Genomic DNA, 15,120 nt, shown 5'->3' on the forward strand with positions numbered 1-15,120 from the left:
AAGAGAGCCGGACACGGCCGGAGAGGACCGAACTCAGTCCTCGGACGCCGTCTTGGAAGCCGTCGCCTTCTTCGCGGTGGTCTTCTTCGCCGTCGTCTTCTTCGCGGCCGTGGTCGTCTTCTTCGCCGCGGTCTTCTTGGCCGGGGCCTTCTTGGCGGGCGCCTTCTTCGCCGTCTTCTTGGCGGGCGCCTTCGCCCGCTTCTCGGCGAGCAGTTCGTAACCGCGCTCCGGGGTGATCTCCTCGACGCTGTCGCCGGAGCGCAGGGTCGCGTTGGTCTCCCCGTCGGTCACGTACGGTCCGAAGCGGCCGTCCTTGACCACGACCGGCTTCTCGCTGACCGGGTCGGTGCCCAGCTCCTTCAGCGGCGGCTTGGCGGCGGCCCGGCCACGCTGCTTCGGCTGGGCGTAGATCGCCAGCGCCTCTTCGAGGGTGATCGTGAAGAGCTGGTCCTCGGTCTGCAGCGAGCGCGAGTCCGTGCCCTTCTTCAGATACGGCCCGTAGCGGCCGTTCTGCGCGGTGATCTCCTGGCCCTCGGCGTCCTTGCCGACGACACGCGGCAGCGACATCAGCTTCAGGGCGTCCTCGAGGGTCACCGTGTCCAGCGACATCGACTTGAACAGCGAGGCCGTACGCGGCTTCACGGCGTTCTTGCCGGTCTTCGGGGTGCCCTCGGGGAGCACCTCGGTGACGTACGGGCCGTAGCGGCCGTCGCGGGCGATGATCTGGTGACCCGTCACCGGGTCGGCGCCGAGCTCGAAGTCACCGCTCGGCTTGGCCAGCAGTTCCTCCGCGAGCTCCACGGACAGCTCGTCGGGCGCCAGGTCCTCGGGGACGTCCGCCCGCTGGTGGTTCTCGGAGTCCTTCTCGCCGCGCTCGATGTACGGGCCGTAGCGGCCGACCCTGAGCACGATGTCGTTGCCCACCGGGAAGGACGACACCTCGCGCGCGTCGATGGCGCCGAGGTCGGTCACCAGCTCCTTGAGACCGCCGAGGTGGTCCCCGTCGCCGTTGCCGGCCTCCGCCGCGCCGCCGTTGCCCGAGCCCTCGCCGAAGTAGAAGCGCTTGAGCCACGGCACGGCCTGTGCCTCACCGCGGGCGATGCGGTCGAGGTCGTCCTCCATGCGGGCGGTGAAGTCGTAGTCGACGAGGCGGCCGAAGTGCTTCTCCAGGAGGTTGACCACGGCGAAGGACAGGAAGGACGGCACCAGGGCCGTGCCCTTCTTGAACACATAGCCGCGGTCGAGGATCGTGCCGATGATCGACGCGTACGTCGACGGGCGGCCGATCTCGCGCTCCTCGAGCTCCTTGACCAGGCTGGCCTCGGTGTAGCGGGCCGGGGGCTTGGTGGCGTGCCCGTCGACCGTGATCTCCTCGGCACTCAGGGCGTCGCCCTCGGCGACCTGGGGCAGCCGGCGCTCGCGGTCGTCCAGCTCGGCGTTCGGGTCGTCGGCACCTTCGACGTAGGCCTTCAGGAAGCCGTGGAAGGTGATCGTCTTGCCGGAAGCGCTGAACTCGACGTCCCGCCCGTCGGCGGCGGTGCCACCGATCTTCACGGTCACGCTGTTGCCGGTCGCGTCCTTCATCTGCGAGGCGACCGTGCGCTTCCAGATCAGCTCGTAGAGCCTGAACTGGTCGCCGGTCAGGCCGGTCTCGGCGGGCGTACGGAAACGATCACCCGAGGGGCGGATCGCCTCGTGCGCCTCCTGCGCGTTCTTGACCTTCCCGGCGTAGGTGCGCGGGGACGACGGCAGGTAGTCGGCGCCGTACAACTGCGTGACCTGGGCGCGGGCCGCCGTGATGGCGGTGTCGCTCAGGGTGGTGGAGTCCGTACGCATATAGGTGATGAAGCCGTTCTCGTACAGCTTCTGGGCCACCTGCATGGTCGCCTTCGCGCCGAAGCCGAGCTTGCGCGAGGCCTCCTGCTGGAGGGTCGTCGTACGGAACGGGGCGTACGGCGAGCGGCGGTACGGCTTGGACTCGACCGAGCGGACCGCGAACCGCGTCTGCTCCAGGGCCGCGGCCAGGGCGCGGGCGTTCGCCTCGTCGAGGTGAAGGGTGTTCGCGCTCTTCAGTTGTCCCACGGAGTCGAAGTCGCGGCCCTGCGCGACCCGCCTGCCGTCGACGGTCTGAAGGCGGGCGACCAGCGACGACGGATCCGAGGAGTCCCCCGCGCGGCCGGTCGCGAAGGTGCCCGTCAGGTCCCAGTACTCGGCAGAACGAAACGCGATGCGCTCGCGTTCCCGCTCCACCACGAGCCGGGTCGCGACCGACTGGACACGGCCGGCCGACAGGCGCGGCATGACCTTCTTCCACAGGACCGGCGAAACCTCGTAGCCGTAGAGGCGGTCCAGGATGCGGCGGGTCTCCTGGGCGTCGACCAGCTTCTGGTTCAGCTCGCGCGGGTTGGCGACGGCGGCCTGGATCGCGGCCTTGGTGATCTCGTGGAAGACCATCCGCTTGACCGGGACCTTGGGCTTGAGCACCTCCTGGAGGTGCCAGGCGATCGCCTCGCCCTCGCGGTCCTCATCGGTGGCGAGGAAGAGCTCGTCGGAGTCCTTCAGCAGATCCTTGAGCTTCTTGACCTGGGCCCGCTTGTCGGCGTTGACGACATAGATCGGCTCGAAGTCGTGCTCGACGTCCACGCCGAGGCGGCGGACCTCGCCGGTGTACTTCTCGGGCACCTCCGCGGCGCCGTTGGGGAGGTCGCGGATGTGCCCGACGCTCGCCTCGACGACGTATCCGGGGCCGAGATAGCCCTTGATCGTCTTCGCCTTGGCAGGCGACTCGACGATGACGAGTCGGCGGCCGCCCTTTGCGGTCTCGCTGGTCGGGGACAACTTCGCTCTTCTCTCCGGTCGACGCTGGGGTCTCCCCAGGCCTTGGTTTCCCGGGGTCGGGTCATGCTGACGCTGCGGAGTGTGACGGTACATCCCGCCCCCGTGTCAAACGGGAAAAGCCCGCAACGGCCACTCGAACGGTAACCCGACTACCGCCATTCCTGCCGCCTCGAGTGCCCACCGGCCTTTTCGGGCTCATCCGGAGGGTGATCTCCCCCTTACTGGTCGACCCGCTCGCGCAGACGTCCCGGGAGCCGTCCTAGAGGCGGGTGAAGCACCATGCGGCGAGGCCCAGCGTGAGGAGCGCGGCGAGGGTCGCGACGGTCGCGGATGCGACGGGACTCACACCGTGGGCGACGGGTTCGCGATGGCGCACCCGGGCCGCGGTCCACACCAGCAGCCCTCCTCCGAACAGGGCGAACACCATTCCCGCGAAGATCGCCGGTCCGCTCTCCATGGCTCCCCGTGCCCCTTTTCTCCTGCCCGCGCGTGCACCTTCGATGGAGACTGGCACGCGCGGGCGGCGGACAGACGAACCCCGGGTGAACGCCGCACCGACACGACCGCGGAATCCCCCGGACCGGTCACCGGACGACCGCCGGATCGCCACCCCGGCCGTCCCACGGGCCACCGCGGTCGCCCACGGATCCCGTCCGGTTCTCGCTCGGTTCTCACCCGGATCCCGCGCTTCTCCGAGGGGGCGCGACCGGATTCGGCGCGGAAACCGACCGGATTCAGACCGCTCCGGGCGGGGGTATCTTCCCGCTCGACTTCTTGTTGTCGGTCAGGCTGACCGTGCACACGATCTTGTTGAATCCCTTCTTCCAGTCGTCCTCGTCGGCCACCCAGCCGTACACGAGACGCTCCTGGGCAGGCGCCCAGGTCGACTCGAATTTGTTGCCGCACAACTTGGTCGCGTTGTCGGTGCCCTTCTTGTAGCTCATTTCGGCCGGGGCCTGAACGGTGCCGATCACCTGGTCGGTGTGGGCTTTCGAGCAGTCGGTGAGCGGAGCCTTGTAGCCGTCCTCGAGCTGCTGGTAGACCCAGCAGTCGCCGACGCTCATCTGACCCACCCACAAGTCGGTGCCCAGGTCCCTGAAGCGGCCCACCTCACCGCCTATCGCGGCATGGCGGCCGAGTACGAGACATGCCGTACCGCTGCCCGCCGCACCGAAGCCCTCCTCGGTCGGCACGACGGCGTACCCGGCCGCGTCCGGCAGCGCGTCCACGACGGCCCGGCTCAGGTTCGCGCAGCGTTTCGCGCCCTGGGCCTTGGCGTCGGCGAAGTCGGCGGCCGTGTCGACGGCCACCACCTGGCCGTCCGGCCAGTCGTCCGCGCAGTCCACGACCCCCAGGTTCGGCGCCGACTTGAACGGCGTCCCCGACCAGACCGCCTGGACGCAGTCCCCGGTCTCCAGGGGCTCGTCGAGCCCGACCACCTCGCCGTACGGCAGCACGGGCCCGGTGGGCGACGCCCCCTGTGACGAACGCGCGCTCGTGCTCGGCGAGGACTTGGTCGCCGTGTCCTTCCTGCCGTCGTCCCCGGTCAGCGCCATGACTCCCCACACACCGCCCGCGACGACGAGGAGCACACCGACGACGAGAGCGACGAGCGCGAGGCGCTTCTTGGCGGCGGGGCGCCGCGGCGGGGGCGGGGGCAGAGCGAACGAGAACGGCGCCTGGCCCCCGGGCCCGCCAGGACCGACGGGTCCGCCGAAGGCCGTGGGTGCGCCGAAGGCCGTGGGTGCGCCGGCGACGGTGGGGCTGCCGGGCGCACCCGGGCCGCCGTACCCGGCGGGCGTCCCGCTCCCGTACGGCTGCGCGGAACCACCGCTCGGGTAGGGCGCCGAAGCGCCACCGCCGTAGGGGGAGCCCGGGCCGGCGCCGCCGTACGGGGAGCCCGGACCCCCGCCGCCGTACGGTGACGAGGAGCCCCCGTTCGCATACGGCCCCGCATTGGCTTCGCCACGCGCATACGAATCCGCCGAAGCCTCCTCCCGCACCTGTTGGCCGACCGAGCCCTCCTCGCCTGCGTACGGCGAACCCGCCCCCTGCGCATAGGGGTTGCCCGGTTCCGGCGCCTGCCCTCCCGCGGGCGGCCATGCGCTGTACGGCGGCGCCGAGCCGGGTGTCGCCCCCGGCGTGGCCGGATCCCCGGAGCCCGGGCGCGTGTCGGCCGCACCTGCTCCGGCAGGGCTCGCGTCGGCAGGACCGCCACCTCCCGCGGAACCGACACCCGCCGCGTCCACCGGAGTGTGCGGCGTCTGCGTAGTCCCCGGCGCCGGCCCCCAGCCACCGGCAGGCGGCCCGAACCCTCCCGCCGAGGAGCCGTATCCCGGCCCCGACACGCCCCCGGCGCCCCAAGCCCCCTGCACGACCCGCTCCAGCCCCCGCTTCACCGTCTCCGGCGAGAACCTGCGCACCGGATCCTTGACCAGCAACCCCATCAGCACCGGCGTGAGTTCACCGGCCCGGGCGGGCGGGGTGGGGTCCTCGCCCAGCAGGGCCGTCAGCGTGGCGAACTCGCCGTGGCGATCGAAGGGGCCGCGGCCCTCGACGGTGGCGTACAGCGTGGCGCCCAGGGAGAACAGGTCGGCAGCCGGGGTGGGCGGTTCGCCGCGGGCGCGCTCCGGCGCGAGATAACCCGGGGTGCCGAGGATGCCGGCGGTCGCGGTGAGACGGGGCTCGCGGGACTCGGGCTGGAGGGCGATGCCGTAGTCGGTGAGCAGCACGCGCGCGTAGGGGTCGCCCGAAGCGTCCGGCGCCAGAAGGATGTTGGCCGGTTTCACATCCCTGTGGAGGATGCCGACGCGGTGCCCCGCGGTGAGGGCGTCGAGGACGGCGAGGCCGGTGCGGGCCGCCTGCTCGGGCGACAGCGGCCCCGAACGCCGTACCACCGCCTGGAGGTCGACCGCGTCCGGCACGTGCTCCATGACGATCCACGGAAGCCCCTCGTGGACCACCACATCGTGCACCGTCGCCACATGGGGATGGCCGCGCAGCCGGGCGGCGTGCCGGGCCTCGCTGCGGGCCCGGGCCATGCGCTGGGCCGTTTCACCCGCGTCCATCGGCGTCTCCGGAAGCGCGATCTCCTTCATCGCGACCTCGCAGGCCAGCTCCTCGTCGTAGGCCAGCCAGACACGGCCCATGCCGCCCGCGCCGAGCGTCCGCAGCAGCCGGTACCGGCCGTTGATGGTCCTGCCTTCGCCCTGATCCGGCGTCTCCCCCGCCATCACGCCTCCCCCCAGGACCCGGGCACCGGGTCCGAGACAGCGCGCCTCCCCCGAGAACGCGTCAGCTCTGTCTCTCGAAGGTAGCTTCGCACCTGCCACTGACAGGAGCCCTTTTCCGGGGCAATCCCGCCAGAGCGGACACAGGGGCCTCAGGAGGTCGAGCCTGCCTCAGCAGTGGCCGGCCGGTCGGCGTCAGGTCACGCGGGCTCGAGGAATCCCTGCTCCACCAACAGTCGGATCTGCGCGGGCGTACGGTCGCGCAGCATGACCGGGTCCTCACCCATGAGCTGGGCGATCGCGTCGAGAATGCGGCCCGCGCTCAGCGAGCCGTCGCACACACCGGCGAAGCCCGCGCCGACGGTGTCCACCTTGGTGGCCCGGCGCATCCCGCGGTGCTGACGCAGCACCACGTGCTCGGGGTCCTCCGCGCCGGGCAGCCCGACCTGCTCCTGGATGATCTCGGGCGCCAGCCTGAAGTGGGCCTCCAGCAGGGCCGCGTCGTCGTTGGCGCGCAGGTAGTCGAGGCGTTCGAAGTGCGCCCTGACGGTGTCGCCGAGGGGCTGCTCCACCGGGTGCGGCCACTCCTCCACGGTGACCGAGGGCATGGCGGAGCCGGTCCTGCGCAGGGTGATCCAGCCGAAGCCGACGGCCCTCACCTTGCGCGCCTCGAACTCGTCCAGCCACGCGTCGTAGAGCGCCTGGTACTCGGCCGGGTCGCCCCGGTGGTCACCTGCGTCCCTGAGCCACAGCTCGGCGTACTGCGTGACGTCCTGCACCTCGCGCTGCACGACCCACGCGTCGCACCCGCGCGGCACCCACGACCTGAGCCTGTCCTGCCAGTCCTCCCCCTCGACGTGCTGCCAGTTGGCGAGGAACTGCGCGAACCCGCCCTCGTTCAGCAACTCCCCCGCCCCCTGAACGACCGAGCGGCACAGATCGTCCCCGCCCATCCCGCCGTCGCGATACGTCAGCCGCGCGCCCGGCGAGATCACGAAGGGCGGGTTCGACACGATCAGGTCGTACGTCTCGCCCTGCTTGAGCGGCTCGAACAGCGAGCCCTCCCGCAGATCGGCCGCCGGGGCTCCGGACAGCGCCAGCGTGAGAGCGGTGATGTGCAGCGCGCGCGGGTTGAGATCGGTCGCCGTCACGCGCGTGGCGTGCTGTACGGCGTGCAGGGCCTGGATCCCGGAGCCGGTACCGAGGTCCAGGGCGGAGGCGACAGGGGTACGGACGGTGAGACCGGCCAGGGTCGTGGAGGCACCGCCGACCCCGAGGACGACACCCTCGTCACGGCTGCCGATGCCGCCCGCGCCGCCGACGGCACAACCGAGGTCCGACACGATGAACCAGTCCTCGCCGTCGGGTCCGCCGTACGGCCGTACATCCACCGTCGCGGCCACCTCAGCGCCGCCGACACGGACCAGCCAGCCGCTCTCCAGACACGCGTCCACGGGCACGACGTCCGCCACGCGCGCGTAGGGCACCGGCTGCTGGAGGAGGAACAGGCGTACGAGCACCGCCAGCGGGGTGTCCCCACGGGTCGCCCGGAGCGCGGGCACGGTCTCGCTGCGCGCGAGCGCCGCATACGCGGGCGCGCCGAGCAGCTCTAGCAGGCCGTCGGCGGTGAAGGAGGCCCCGATCAGGGCCTCCCGCAACCGGGCGGTGACATCGGGACGGCCGGAGGCGGGGACGGCGGGCAGCGTGGGCAGGCTGGAGGTACTCACGCCCTCCATTGTGGCCCGCGCCCGCCGCACCGCACGCCTCACCGAGCCACTCGCGGCGCCGCTCAGCCACAGCGGCCGCTCAGCTACCGGTAGCCCCGGGGACCCGCTCAGTCGTCGGCAAACCGAAGTGCGCTCAGCTGTCCGTCGCCGACGCGGACGCCCCCGGCGACGTCGAGGCCTGCTTGCAGCCCGACTGCTCGGACAATGCCTGCTTGGTGTCGCCCGACTCCAGGTCCTTCAGCGCGGCGAGCGCGGTCTGGCGCTGCGTCTCCACCTTCTTCATCTCGGCCGAGACGTCCTTGAGGCCGGTCGCGAACTTCGCCTGGTCCTTGGTGTTGAGCCCGTCCACCTGCGTCTTCATATCGGCATAGGCGCCCGAGAGAGCCGTGAGCTGCTTGACGGCGGTCTGGAGCTTCTTCTCGCCGTCCTCGGCACCGGGGGGCGCCCCGGCGTTGCTGATGACCGTGGCGCGCGCCTTGTAGCCGTCGGACAGGTCCTGGAAGGCCTGGGAGTCGGCCTTCTGGAGCTCCGTCGGGGTGCTCTCGGTGTCCTCGGCCGCCTTGGTGATCGCGTCGTAGGCCGCCGTGATCTTCTTGTTCTGGGCCGGCACCAGGTCACAGACCTTCTTGGCCCAGGCGTCGAGTTCCTTGTTGTCCTCGCTGCCACTGCATCCCGTCAGCGCCAGTACCAGTACCGCACTGCCGGACAGTGCGGCCGCGAGCTTCTTGTTCACCGGATCGGTCCCTTCCGTGGCCTCTCAGCCCCCGGACCTTACACAGCACACGCACCACACCCGTGCACCGAATATCACACATAGACCCCTTTCGACCCCGTTCGCCCCAGGCGAGAGAAGCCTCACGGCCGAGGGGCGCGCAGACACAGGGCGGGGGGGGGGGGGGGGGGGGGCCCGCCCCCCCCCCCCCCCCCCCCCGCCCCTTGAGCTGGGCCTCGTGCCAGAACCTACGAAACCACCGCGGGATCCGCCGACTTGGCCACCTTCTTTTCGTTGTCTTCGTCACCCACGGCGATGCCGCGCCGCTTGGAGACGTAGACCGCGCCGGCGATCACGAGGAACGCGACGACCGCGATGAAGATCCGTACGCCGATGTTCTTGTCGTCGCCGTAACTGAACTTGATCACCGCCGGGGCGATCAGCAGCGCCACCAGGTTCATCACCTTCAGCAGCGGGTTGATCGCGGGCCCCGCGGTGTCCTTGAAGGGGTCGCCGACGGTGTCGCCGATCACCGTCGCGGCATGGGCCTCACTGCCCTTGCCGCCGTGGTGACCGTCCTCGACGAGCTTCTTGGCGTTGTCCCAGGCACCGCCGGAGTTGGCCAGGAAGACCGCCATCAGAGTGCCCGCGCCGATCGCGCCCGCGAGGAACGCGCCGAGCGCGCCGACGCCGAGGGTGAACCCGATGAAGATCGGCGCCAGCACGGCGAGCAGACCGGGTGTGGTGAGTTCACGCAGGGCGTCCCTGGTGCAGATGTCAACGACCTTGCCGTACTCCGGCTCCTCGCTGTAGTCCATGATCCCGGGATGGTCGCGGAACTGCCGCCGCACCTCGTACACCACGGAACCCGCCGACCTCGACACCGCGTTGATCGCCAGCCCCGAGAAGAGGAAGACGACCGCCGCGCCGGCGATCAGGCCGACGAGATTGTTGGGCTGCGAGATGTCCATCATCAGGCTCATCGGCGCGCCCTCGCCGCTGAGCTTCTCGCCGACGTCCTGCGCGCCGGTCGTGATCGCGTCACGGTACGACCCGAAGAGCGCCGATGCCGCGAGGACCGCGGTGGCGATGGCGATGCCCTTGGTGATGGCCTTGGTGGTGTTGCCGACCGCGTCCAGGTTGGTGAGCACCTGGGCGCCCGCGCCCTCGACGTCGCCGGACATCTCGGCGATGCCCTGGGCGTTGTCGGAGACCGGCCCGAAGGTGTCCATGGCGACGATCACACCGACCGTGGTGAGCAGGCCGGTGCCGGCCAGCGCCACCGCGAACAGCGCCAGCATGATCGAGGTGCCGCCGAGCAGGAACGCCCCGTAGACGCCGAGGCCGATCAGCAGGGCGGTGTAGACGGCCGACTCGAGACCGATCGAGATACCGGCGAGGACGACGGTGGCGGGCCCCGTGAGCGAGGTCTTGCCGATGTCCTGGACCGGGCGGCGGTTGGTCTCGGTGAAGTAGCCGGTCAGCTGCTGGATGACGGCGGCGAGCAGGATGCCGATCGCCACCGCGACGAGCGCGAGGATCCGCGGGTCGCCGTCCCTGCCGCTGATCGCCGGGTCGGTGACGCCGTCGAGGTCGGCGTACTTCCCCGGGAGGTAGACGAAGACGGCGATCGCGACCAGCACGAGCGAGATCACCGCGGAGATGAAGAACCCGCGGTTGATCGCGGACATGCCGCTGCGGTCGGAGCGGCGCGGCGCGACCGCGAAGATGCCGATCATCGCGGTGATCACGCCGATCGCCGGAACGAGCAGCGGGAAGGCGAGTCCGGCGTCGCCGAAGGCCGCCTTGCCGAGGATCAGCGCGGCGACCAGGGTCACGGCGTACGACTCGAAGAGGTCGGCCGCCATGCCCGCGCAGTCGCCGACGTTGTCGCCCACGTTGTCGGCGATGGTCGCGGCGTTGCGCGGGTCGTCCTCCGGGATGCCCTGCTCGACCTTGCCGACCAGGTCGGCGCCGACGTCGGCGGCCTTGGTGAAGATGCCGCCGCCGACCCTCATGAACATCGCGATGAGCGCCGCGCCGAGACCGAAGCCCTCCAGGACCTTCGGCGCGTCGGCCGCGTACACCAGCACCACACAGGAGGCGCCCAGCAGACCGAGCCCCACCGTGAACATGCCGACCACGCCGCCCGTACGGAAAGCGATCTTCATGGCTTTGTGGGAGACGGCGGTGAGATCCTTTTCCGGCTCGCCTTCCGCCGGAGTGGCTTCTCGCGCCGCCGCGGCCACACGCACATTGCTGCGCACCGCGAGCCACATGCCGATATAGCCGGTGGCCGCCGAGAACGCGGCACCGATCAAGAAGAACACGGATCGGCCTGCGCGCTGATTCCAGTCGTCCGCGGGCAGCAGCATGAGCAGGAAGAACACGACGACGGCGAATACGCCGAGCGTGCGCAACTGGCGTGCCAGATAGGCGTTCGCGCCTTCCTGGATGGCCTTCGCGATCTTCTTCATGCTGTCGGTGCCCTCGCCGGCCGCGAGCACCTGGCGTACCAGGACCCCCGCCACCACGAGCGCCGCCAGGGCGACGACCGCGATGACCGCGATCAGCACCCGGTTGTCGTCGGTGAGCACCGCGGCCGCGAGGGTTGTCGTGGGCTGGTCCAACTGATCAGGGGTAGAAGGCCCCGCCATTCGTCCTCCTTGACGCTTGGGCTGAGCTCAAGATGTGGACGGATTGTAGGTACCCCGTCCTGATCAAAACAGGGCGCGGTAAACGGAATTCTCCTTTTACAGAACCTGAAAGCAGTAATGCTCTGGGGGCATTCATGGCCGATATCTAGATCGTGAACCAATTCACGATATGCATCGCACCAGACCACTGTAGGCACAGGAAGCTCACGCCGACATGCGGAAGGCCCCACCGGTGTGGTGGGGCCTTCCGCATGTCGAACAGAAATCTGATGCGAACGGGTGAAAATCAGGGAAGCACTGCGGCCGGCGGCGTGGTCGGCCAGGTCATACGGATCTGTCCGCCGTGCTCCCCCGCGGTGACCTCGACATCGTCGACGAGGCCGCTGATGACCGCGAGGCCCATCTCGTCCTCCTCGGTCTCCATGTCGGGGTCCTCACCCAGGGCGCCCGGAGCCCGGTCGCCCGGGGCCGAACGCGGCGCCTCGTCGCCGACCTCGATGGAGAACTGCTTCTCCTCGTCGATCAGCAGCACCTGGACCGGCGCGGTGATGCCGCCGCTCTGGTGCAGTCCGACGGCACGAGTGCAGGCCTCGCCGACAGCGAGTCTGACCTCGTCGAGGACGGCCTCGTCCACTCCGGACCTGCGCGCCACCGCTGCCGCCACCAGTCGGGCGGTCCTGACGTGCTCGGGCAGCGCGCTGAAACGGAGTTCAACGGTGGCCATGCGTCCCCCTCGGAACTACGGGCGTGCTGTCGGGGGACCGGGCCGCCGAAAGCCCGGACCCCTTCTTTTTGCTTCTGCCGGCGTCCTGCTGTCGCCCCGGGCACGGGCCCGGGAACGGGTCAGTCGGTCGCCGCCACCGCTTCCTCGACCGAGGTGTGGATCGGGAACACCTTGGTGAGGCCGGTGATACGAAAGATCTTGAGAATGCGCTCCTGGTTGCAGACCAGGCGCAGCGAGCCCTCATGGGCACGCACCCGCTTCAGTCCGCCGACCAGTACGCCGAGCCCGGTGGAGTCGAGGAAGTCCACGCCCTCCATGTCGACGACAAGGTGGAAACTGCCGTCGTTCACCAGCTCGACCAGCTGCTCGCGCAGCTTGGGCGCGGTATATACGTCGATTTCGCCACCGACCCTGACGATCGTGCGATCGCCGATGGTCTCGGTCGACAGGGACAGGTCCACGGATCCTCCAGCACCTTGCTATCGAGCGGTCGCCCCTCGGGACACCTCGGCAGAGCCCCCGGGACGGTTCGCCAGCCGCGATGGCATTCAATCACTTACCGGCAGGCGTGCACGACGCCTTGGTCCCATTGTCCGTCACGCCAGTGACACACTCGGTGCCGATGGCCAAGAATCTCCGATCCGATCGACCCTCGACGGACGCCGGTCCCCGCCCCACGCCGAGCACGGTCCTGGACCGGCTCGCCGCCGGGCCGAGCCGGGCTGCGCGCATCACTCATACGGAGCACTTGCCCCCACGTGAGGGTCGCCATGCCGTCTGGCCCGACCGGATCCGCTCGGAGGTCATCGCAGCCGTCCAGGCCTGCGGCATCGAGCACCCCTGGGCCCACCAGGCACGCGCGGCCGAACACGCCCTGGACGGCGAGTCCGTCGTCGTCGCCACCGGCACCGCCTCCGGCAAGTCCCTGGCGTACCTCGTGCCGGTCCTCTCCACCCTCCTGGAGGGCTCGGAGGCCCCGAACGGCCGCGGCGCCACCACGCTCTACGTGTCCCCGACGAAGGCCCTGGCGGCGGACCAGTGCCGCTCGGTGAAGGAACTTTCACAACCGCTGGCCAATTCCGTACGCCCCGCGGTCTACGACGGCGACACGCCGTTCGAGGAACGTGAATGGATCCGCCAGTACGCCAACTACGTGCTGACCAACCCCGACATGCTGCACCGCGGGATACTCCCGTCCCACTCCCGCTGGTCCTCCTTCCTGAAGGCACTCAAGTACGTCGTCATCGACGAGTGCCACACCTACCGAGGCGTGTTCGGCTCCCACGTCGCCCAGGTGCTGCGCCGTCTGCGCCGCCTCTGCGCCCGCTACGGCGCCTCCCCCGTCTTCCTGCTGGCCTCCGCGACCGCCGCCGAGCCGTCGGTGGCCGCCCGCCGCCTCACCGGCCTCCCCGTGGTCGAGGTCGCCGACGACGCCTCACCGCGCGGCGAACTGGTGTTTGCCCTCTGGGAGCCCCCGCTCACCGAGATGCAGGGCGAGAAGGGCGCCCCGGTCCGCCGTACGGCCACCGCCGAGACGGCCGATCTCCTGACGGATCTCGCCGTACAGGGCGTGCGCTCGGTCGCCTTCGTCCGCTCCCGGCGCGGCGCCGAGCTGATCTCCGTGATCGCCCAGGAGCGACTGGCAGAGATCGACCGCTCCTTGGCCCGCCGTGTGGCGGCGTACCGCGGCGGCTATCTCCCGGAGGAGCGCCGCGCCCTGGAACAGGCCCTGCACTCAGGAGAGCTGCTGGGCCTGGCCGCCACGACCGCCCTGGAACTCGGCATCGACGTCTCGGGGCTGGACGCCGTACTGATCTCCGGCTACCCCGGCACCCGCGCGTCCCTGTGGCAGCAGGCAGGCCGGGCCGGACGAGCCGGCCAGGGGGCGCTGGCGATCCTGGTGGCCCGCGACGACCCCCTGGACACCTTCCTCGTCCACCACCCCGAAGCCCTCTTCGACCAGCCTGTGGAGTCCACCGTCCTCGACCCCGACAACCCGTACGTCCTCGCCCCGCACCTGTGCGCGGCCGCGGCGGAACTGCCGTTGACCGATGAGGACATGGAGTTGTTCGGGCCGGAGACCGAGAGCTTGTTGGGGCAGCTGGAGTCCGCGAAGCTGCTGCGCCGCCGCACCAAGGCCTGGCACTGGACCCGCCGGGAGCGGGCCGCCGACCTCACCGACATCCGCGGGGAGGGCGGCAGCCCCGTCCAGATCGTCGAGTCGGGCACCGGCCGCCTCCTCGGCACGGTCGACGCGGGCTCCGCCCACACCACCGTCCACGAGGGCGCGGTCCACCTCCATCAGGGCCGTACGTACCTGGTCCGGTCGTTGGACCTGGAGGACTCGGTGGCACTGGTCGAGGAGGCGAACCCGTCGTATTCGACGGTGGCCCGCGACACGACGTCCATCGCCGTCCTGGAGACGGACGTCGAAGTCCCCTGGGGCGAGGGCAGGTTGTGCTACGGCTCCGTCGAGGTCACCAACCAGGTGGTCTCCTTCCTCCGCAGACGTCTGATCACAGGTGAAGTGCTCGGCGAGACGAAACTCGACCTCCCTCCCCGCACGCTCCGTACGCGCGCGGTGTGGTGGACGGTCACCGAGGACCAGCTCGACGAGGCCCGGATCAACCCGGAGATTCTCGGCGGCGCCCTGCACGCCGCCGAACACGCCTCGATCGGCCTGCTGCCCCTCTTCGCGACCTGCGACCGCTGGGACATCGGCGGCGTGTCGATCCCCCTCCACCCCGACACGCTGCTCCCCACGGTCTTCGTCTACGACGGTCACCCGGGCGGCGCGGGCTTCGCGGAGCGCGCCTTCCACACCGCCCGCGCCTGGCTCACCGCCACCCGCCAGGCCATCGCCTCCTGCGAGTGCGACGCCGGCTGTCCGTCCTGCATCCAGTCCCCCAAGTGCGGCAACGGGAACGACCCGCTGCACAAGAGGGGGGCGGTCCGGCTGCTCACGGTGCTGTTGCGGGGAGCGCCGGAGGAGGGGGCGGAAGCGGAGCTTCCCGGACTGCCGAAGGAGCAGGCCGAAACAGAGCTTCCCGGACTGCCGGAGGAGGAGGCCGAAACAGAGCTTCCCGGACTGCCGAAGGAGCAGGCCGAAGAGGAGCCTCCCGGGCTGCCGAAGGAGCAGGCCGAAGAGGAGCCTCCCGGGCTGCCGAAGGAGAGGCCCTAGCCTGGCCTCACCGGGGCGCCGATGGAGCGAACGGCGGCGGGGAGACCTGGG

At 70.4% G+C, this 15,120-nt stretch carries 9 protein-coding genes; 1 reads left to right on the forward strand and 8 read right to left on the reverse strand.

All coding sequences use genetic code 11. The annotated features are described in order from the left end of the window. Positions 1-33: 33 nt before the first annotated feature. From topA to bldG, 8 genes are all read right to left on the reverse strand, one after another. The gene (gene topA / locus ACIBJB_RS39600; protein ID WP_398938419.1) at positions 34-2,838 is read right to left on the reverse strand and encodes a type I DNA topoisomerase; all 2,805 of its coding nucleotides are present in this window, start codon (positions 2,836-2,838) and stop codon (positions 34-36) included. Positions 2,839-3,097: 259 nt separating this feature from the next. Then, positions 3,098-3,295 (reverse strand): hypothetical protein, encoded by a 198-nt coding sequence (locus tag ACIBJB_RS39605; protein WP_398938421.1) that lies wholly within the window; start codon positions 3,293-3,295, stop codon positions 3,098-3,100. Positions 3,296-3,572: 277 nt separating this feature from the next. Further along, on the reverse strand, positions 3,573-6,071 hold the full coding sequence (locus ACIBJB_RS39610; protein ID WP_398938423.1) for a serine/threonine-protein kinase: 2,499 nt from the start codon (positions 6,069-6,071) through the stop codon (positions 3,573-3,575). A 197-nt stretch (positions 6,072-6,268) separates the two neighbouring features. Then, on the reverse strand, positions 6,269-7,804 hold the full coding sequence (locus ACIBJB_RS39615; protein WP_398938425.1) for a methyltransferase: 1,536 nt from the start codon (positions 7,802-7,804) through the stop codon (positions 6,269-6,271). 124 nt (positions 7,805-7,928) lie between these two features. Beyond that, positions 7,929-8,528, reverse strand: coding sequence for a small secreted protein (locus ACIBJB_RS39620; protein ID WP_398938427.1), 600 nt, complete (start codon positions 8,526-8,528; stop codon positions 7,929-7,931). Positions 8,529-8,755: 227 nt separating this feature from the next. Beyond that, positions 8,756-11,164, reverse strand: a complete 2,409-nt coding sequence (locus ACIBJB_RS39625) for a sodium-translocating pyrophosphatase (protein ID WP_398938429.1) — start codon at positions 11,162-11,164, stop codon at positions 8,756-8,758. Positions 11,165-11,450: 286 nt separating this feature from the next. Continuing rightward, the gene (locus ACIBJB_RS39630; protein ID WP_069764581.1) at positions 11,451-11,888 is read right to left on the reverse strand and encodes an ATP-binding protein; all 438 of its coding nucleotides are present in this window, start codon (positions 11,886-11,888) and stop codon (positions 11,451-11,453) included. A 119-nt stretch (positions 11,889-12,007) separates the two neighbouring features. After that, positions 12,008-12,349, reverse strand: coding sequence for an anti-sigma factor antagonist BldG (gene bldG / locus ACIBJB_RS39635; RefSeq protein WP_024885807.1), 342 nt, complete (start codon positions 12,347-12,349; stop codon positions 12,008-12,010). Positions 12,350-12,429: 80 nt separating this feature from the next. Between bldG and ACIBJB_RS39640 the strand changes: the two genes are divergently transcribed. Then, complete coding sequence (locus ACIBJB_RS39640; RefSeq protein WP_398938432.1) at positions 12,430-15,069, forward strand: DEAD/DEAH box helicase; 2,640 nt, start codon at positions 12,430-12,432, stop codon at positions 15,067-15,069. The last annotated feature ends 51 nt before the right edge of the window (positions 15,070-15,120 follow it).

The organism is Streptomyces sp. NPDC050759, assembly GCF_044456945.1.
Lineage (GTDB): Bacteria > Actinomycetota > Actinomycetes > Streptomycetales > Streptomycetaceae > Streptomyces.

Bases quoted from the DNA above. Each gene is read 5' to 3' on its own strand.
- ACIBJB_RS39605 (WP_398938421.1), bottom strand. From the start codon at position 3,295: ATGGAGAGCGGACCGGCGATCTTCGCGGGAATGGTGTTCGCCCTGTTC.
- ACIBJB_RS39610 (WP_398938423.1), bottom strand. From the start codon at position 6,071: ATGGCGGGGGAGACGCCGGATCAGGGCGAAGGCAGGACCATCAACGGC.
- ACIBJB_RS39615 (WP_398938425.1), bottom strand. From the start codon at position 7,804: ATGGAGGGCGTGAGTACCTCCAGCCTGCCCACGCTGCCCGCCGTCCCC.
- ACIBJB_RS39625 (WP_398938429.1), bottom strand. From the start codon at position 11,164: ATGGCGGGGCCTTCTACCCCTGATCAGTTGGACCAGCCCACGACAACC.
- ACIBJB_RS39630 (WP_069764581.1), bottom strand. From the start codon at position 11,888: ATGGCCACCGTTGAACTCCGTTTCAGCGCGCTGCCCGAGCACGTCAGG.
- ACIBJB_RS39640 (WP_398938432.1), top strand. From the start codon at position 12,430: ATGGCATTCAATCACTTACCGGCAGGCGTGCACGACGCCTTGGTCCCA.